At 53.6% G+C, this 5,042-nt stretch carries 6 protein-coding genes; 4 read left to right on the forward strand and 2 right to left on the reverse strand.

The genetic code is table 11. The annotated features are described in order from the left end of the window. The coding region (locus tag AC2FNC_RS19980) for a hypothetical protein (RefSeq protein ID WP_496716442.1) at nucleotides 1–287 on the reverse strand (287 nt) is incomplete at its 3' end. 239 nt (nucleotides 288–526) lie between these two features. On the opposite strand from AC2FNC_RS19980, the gene AC2FNC_RS19985 reads away from it, so the two are divergent. The 4 genes from AC2FNC_RS19985 (at nucleotide 527) to AC2FNC_RS20000 (ending at nucleotide 4,528) form a co-directional block, all read left to right on the forward strand. Beyond that, nucleotides 527–1,672 carry a glycosyltransferase family 4 protein gene (locus tag AC2FNC_RS19985; RefSeq protein WP_496716443.1) on the forward strand — a complete coding sequence of 382 codons (1,146 nt, stop codon included), beginning with the start codon at nucleotides 527–529 and terminating at the stop codon, nucleotides 1,670–1,672. Nucleotides 1,673–1,846: 174 nt separating this feature from the next. Then, nucleotides 1,847–2,740: a glycosyltransferase family 2 protein gene (locus AC2FNC_RS19990; RefSeq protein WP_496716444.1), complete on the forward strand. Its 894-nt coding sequence runs from the start codon at nucleotides 1,847–1,849 to the stop codon at nucleotides 2,738–2,740. Between the two features lie 14 nt (nucleotides 2,741–2,754). Then, a complete protein-coding gene (locus tag AC2FNC_RS19995) occupies nucleotides 2,755–3,270 on the forward strand; it encodes a hypothetical protein (protein ID WP_496716445.1) in 516 nt (171 codons plus the stop codon). 139 nt (nucleotides 3,271–3,409) lie between these two features. Beyond that, a complete protein-coding gene (locus AC2FNC_RS20000) occupies nucleotides 3,410–4,528 on the forward strand; it encodes a DegT/DnrJ/EryC1/StrS family aminotransferase (protein ID WP_496716447.1) in 1,119 nt (372 codons plus the stop codon). Nucleotides 4,529–4,557: 29 nt separating this feature from the next. On the opposite strand, the gene AC2FNC_RS20005 is transcribed toward AC2FNC_RS20000, so the two are convergent. After that, nucleotides 4,558–5,042, reverse strand: a 485-nt coding sequence (locus AC2FNC_RS20005) for a Gfo/Idh/MocA family oxidoreductase (protein ID WP_496716448.1), incomplete at its 5' end; no start/stop codon positions are given.

Genomic DNA, 5,042 nt, shown 5'->3' on the forward strand with positions numbered 1-5,042 from the left:
TTGATGCCTTCTGCGCGCCGGACATCCCAGAGTTGATGATATTCAAGCGCATTCCGCGGGATAATGCCCCCTTCTATAACGCCCAAGTCAAGAAAATTGAAACCTGGAAACTGCGCCTTCATCTCAGCGACTTCGGGAGACATGTGGTCATACGGGATGATAATCTCTACTTGGTCACTGCCAGCCTGAGCCGCCAGCTCACCCAGACATTTCCGCAGCACATCGCCCCCATCGACAATCGTGACCACAACCGAGATTTCCGGAGAACCGGTGCTAAGCACATTCATTCAAGGACCTTTGAACAAGAGGGGTAGGATTTACACTTCCTTGGATACCTTAGAACATTTAGACCTCGTTCTGAAAATATGTATCCTTCGGTATTCCGGCAGTTTTCCTGCAACGATATTTTAGAATTCAAATGATTAAGACCCGGATTTCTCTTGCCGTGAAACAAATAATGTATGTGAATTGCCGCACCATAATACCACGGCCTCATTTAGAAAATTGGATATGACGGAGTGTGATCATGCATATTGGCGTTGACGGCACGACGTGGCGCAATGAGCGCGGGTTCGGGCGCTTCACAAGAGAGTTGGTGAAGGCGTTGGCAGCCCGAGATGGAAAATTCCGTTACTCCCTGATTTGCGATCAGGACCCCCCTTACCCCGTCCCTTCGAATGTCGAAGTGATCGTTGCGCCGGGGTCGGGAAACGACCATCCGGCAAGCCGGTTTCAGATGCACCAGGCAACAGTGAAACTGGGATGCGATGTGTTCTTCTGCCCAACCGTGTCCTCGTATTATCCGTTGCTGTCGCGCGTTCCCAAAGTGGTGTGCATACATGACACAATTCCCGAGCGCTTCCCGGATATGATCTTTCCGACAAAGCTGAACCTTATGCTTTGGAAAATCAAAATCGCACTGGCCAAATTTCAGGCCACCCGGTTCATTACCGGATCCGAGTCATCTGCCGCAGACCTGAAATCCATCCTCGGCATTTCACGGGATCGGATTGACCTGACGACAATGGCAGCGGCGCCGTTTTTCAGAAAGATAAGTGATACCAAATCATTAAGCGACATACGCGCTGAATATAATGTACCTGAAAATGCCCGCATTCTTGTTTATGTGGGCGGCTTCAACAGACACAAAAATGTTCTTCGGCTCATTCAGGCCATGCCGATGATACTGGAGCAGCACCCGAATGCGTTTCTGGTGATTATCGGACGCACCACGGGCGAGAGGTTCTGGGACAATGTCGAAGATCTGCAGGCTTCCGCCCGCGCAGACGCGGTTGCCTCTGAGCGGATCATTTTCACCGGCGAAATTTCGGACGAGAAACTTGCGCTGCTGATCAATGCCGCCCACGCGCTTGTGCATCCGTCATTGTATGAAGGTTTCGGTTTTCCGCCTGTCGAGGCCATGGCCTGCGGCACTCCGGTTCTGGGGTCCAACACAAGCAGTATCCCCGAAGTGGTCGGTGATGGAGGGTTGCTGTTTGATCCCACTGACCCGTCTTCGATTGCGCAGCAGACCAACAGATTGCTGTCTGACAATGATCTTCACGCGCGGTTGTCAGAACAGGCGATACATCAGGCCGCAAAATTCACCTGGGATCGTGCCGCTGAAATGACCGTGGTCAGCTTTGAAAATGCGTTGAGAAAGGCGCATTGAAAACTATCCCCTATTTAAGAACAGTTTGCGTCAAGGATGAAAATTGATGCCATTTTCACCACAGAGAATACTGCGTTTCGACATTTTTGATTTCAGTCGCTTTTCACGATCAGACGCCATGATCACTGCCCCTCCTGTCCATCCCAGGAACACAGATCGCTTGGGAGAGAAAACATGAAACACCACCAGATTTCGGTTGTCGTTCCATGCACCAATGCCCTCTCCGACTTTCAGGCTTGCGCGACAGCCCTGCAAAGCCAGACCGGCCCTCAGCCGGAAATCATCGCCGTCATACGCCTGGGCCCTGAATTCACCCGTCGGCTCGAAGCGGAATTTCCGAGCATACGCACCATATCAGTGGCCGCAGATACGACCATTCCACAGATGCGTGCCGTCGGCATTCGGGCGGCCTCGGCCGATGCAATCGGTGTTCTTGAAGATCATGTGATTGTGCCGTGTGACTGGACCGAGCGTATGCTGGGTGAGATTGCGGCGGGATCCGATGTTGTGGCCGGCCCGGTGGACAATGACGCGACCGATACCCTTGTCGACTGGGCCGCGTTTCTTTGTGAATACAGCGCTGTCTTGCCGCCACTGAATGATGGCCCGTCAGATTGGCTTCCGGGCAATAACACTGTGTATCGCAGCGATGTTCTGAAACGGTTTGATGCCCTGCTGGATGACGGCAAATGGGAAAACCACCTCCATGACCATATGCGTGCCGAAGGGGTATCTCTGACACTGCGCAACGACATCATTTCCGGCCACAGGATGCATTACACCTTCGGCCTCTATCTCACGCAGAGATACCTTTATTCGAAAAGCTTCGCCGGGGCGCGGGTGCGCGGCGAAGCGTTCGGGAAACGAATCCTGATGGGCCTTCTCGCCTTTGCCCTGCCCCCGCTCGTTTATTTTCGCGTGGTTCGGAACGTCTTGTCCAAGGGTCGGCACATTCGCCAATTGCTACTTTCGTTGCCCCTTCTCGTGCCATTTTCATTGTCCTGGGGGTTGGGTGAAGTCGCCGGATACTGGTTTGGCGCAGGCCATTCCCTGTCCAGAGTTCGGTGAGGGAAAGGCTTGCGATGATCACGCAGGATCACTCACAACCCGATATCTCGGTGATTGTCGTGATCGTTGACGGAGGCGAAGCGCCGCACAAATGCCTTACTGCGCTTGCCAACCAACGCGGCGATTACGATGCTGAGGTTATTGTTCCATTCGACCAGCTTTCGCAGGAAGCTGCTGGGGCGGCAACTGACTTTCCTGGCTTCATGTTTCTTGATCTTGGAACAATTGCAGGCGGCGGGGCACAAGATGGTTCTATCGGACCGCCCGCACACAACCGAATACCGCCCGCGTATTCCGACGACCACCCTCGCTCTGGAATGGTTCCACTGGGGCCGCAAATACGCCCGTATCCGATGCGGCGAGATTTCGTTCGGCCTGCGGGTCTTTCGCGCCGCCGTAACACCCCTTTTGCCATTTGTTCTGTTTTTCAGGCATCTTGGAAACCAGCGCCGCAAGCGTATTTATCTTCGAAAGTTCTGGCTTGCCTCACCGCTTATTTTCATGATCGTAAGCATGTGGGCATGTGGTGAACTGGTGGGATATTTTCAGGGAGAAGAACCTGAAACACTGTGAAACTGTCAGGCGTAATTTTCATGACGCCCGACCAAAGCTAGTGCCTCCGGACAAAGCGCTGTGATTTAGTTAGGTGATAATTTTGAAGGTGAAAACATGATACCAGTCGCGGTTCCAGACCTTTCAGGTAATGAAGAACGCTATGTTGTAGAAGCGATCAAGGGAACTTGGATTTCTTCAAGCGGCGCATTTCTTGATCGTTTCGAAAAAGAGTTTGCGACCGCATGTCAGACCGACCACTGCCTTGCTGTCGCGAACGGTACAGTTGCGCTTCACCTTGCTCTTCTGACACTGGATGTGCAGCCCGGTGACGAAGTTCTCGTTCCTGCCCTGACATATATCGCAACGGCCAATGCTGTCAGATATTGCGGCGCGATACCGATCTTCGTCGATGTGGATCCCGGTGCCTGGTGTATCGACCCGGAAAAGCTCGCAGAGGCAATTACCCCCCGGACAAAAGGGATCATTGCGGTTCACCTTTATGGTCATCCGGCGGACATGGACGCCATAAACCAGATCGCCTCTGCCCATGATCTTTGGGTCGTTGAGGACGCCGCCGAGGCGCATATGGGGGAATACAAGGGCCGCAAGGTCGGATCATTGTCAGATATCGCCTCATTTTCCTTTTTCGGAAACAAGGTTTTCACCAGCGGTGAGGGCGGTGCACTCACCTTTAATGATGATGCCTTGCTGGAGCGGGCCAAAATGCTGCGCAGCCAGGGAAATGATCCGTACCAGCGTTATGTTCATAGAGTCGTTGGCTACAATTATCGCATGACGAACCTGACAGCTGCGGTCGTGTGCGCGCAGATTGAACGCGCAGACAGCATTCTGGCCCGACGCCGGGAGATTTTCGAAACCTATGACCGAAACCTGAAAGGAATACCCGGCATCAAATTTCGACCGGTCATGCCATGGGCCCGGCTAACGCCGTGGTTATACTGTCTTACAATCGATCCGGAACAGTACGGTGCCACCCGGGACCAGTTAGCGGATTACCTGCGCGAGAATGGCGTCGACAACAGGCCTTTCTTTCTGAGCATGCATCAACAACCCCCATATCTGGAGCTCGCGGCCACGCAGAACGTGCCCCTGCCGCAGTCCGAGCGCCTCTCGGCAACGGGTCTCAACCTGCCAACTTTCACGGGCCTGTCTGACACCCAGATAGGGACAATCTGCAACCTGATCGCGGAACGGGCCGGGGCTGCAAGCTAACCGCCCGACCCAAACGGAATGTGCCGGACCTAAGGGCGCACAGGTTCCAGCACCGGCAGATCAATGGCCTTGTTGGTGCGCGAACTTTCAACAACGGCATTTGCAATTTCGATCGACCGCAGCCCGGCATTACCATCCGCAATTCTTCCGCTAAGATCACCTTCACAGAGTTTCAGAAAATCCCGAAGCTCTTCCGTAAAAGAGATTTTCGCAGTGGTTTTCCACGAAAACAGCTTTTCGCGCACCGCAATATCAAAATATTGGCGTTTTGTGGTTTTCCCTTTGCCACCCGGTTCCGGAAGGGTGATCAGAACGTTCTTCATCGGTGCATAGGCACCCTGCACCACACCATGCGTCCCATGCACTTCGATTGCGAAATCATACCCGCGCCATTCGCCCCATGTCGCATGATAGACAGCGGGTATGCCCTCGGGGTTTTTCAACACGGCCAGGGCAGTATCTTCCGAGCCCGGCAGATTCCAGACAGTCTCGCTAGCCACACCATAGACAGAAG

The organism is Ruegeria sp. BHSA123, assembly GCF_059613425.1.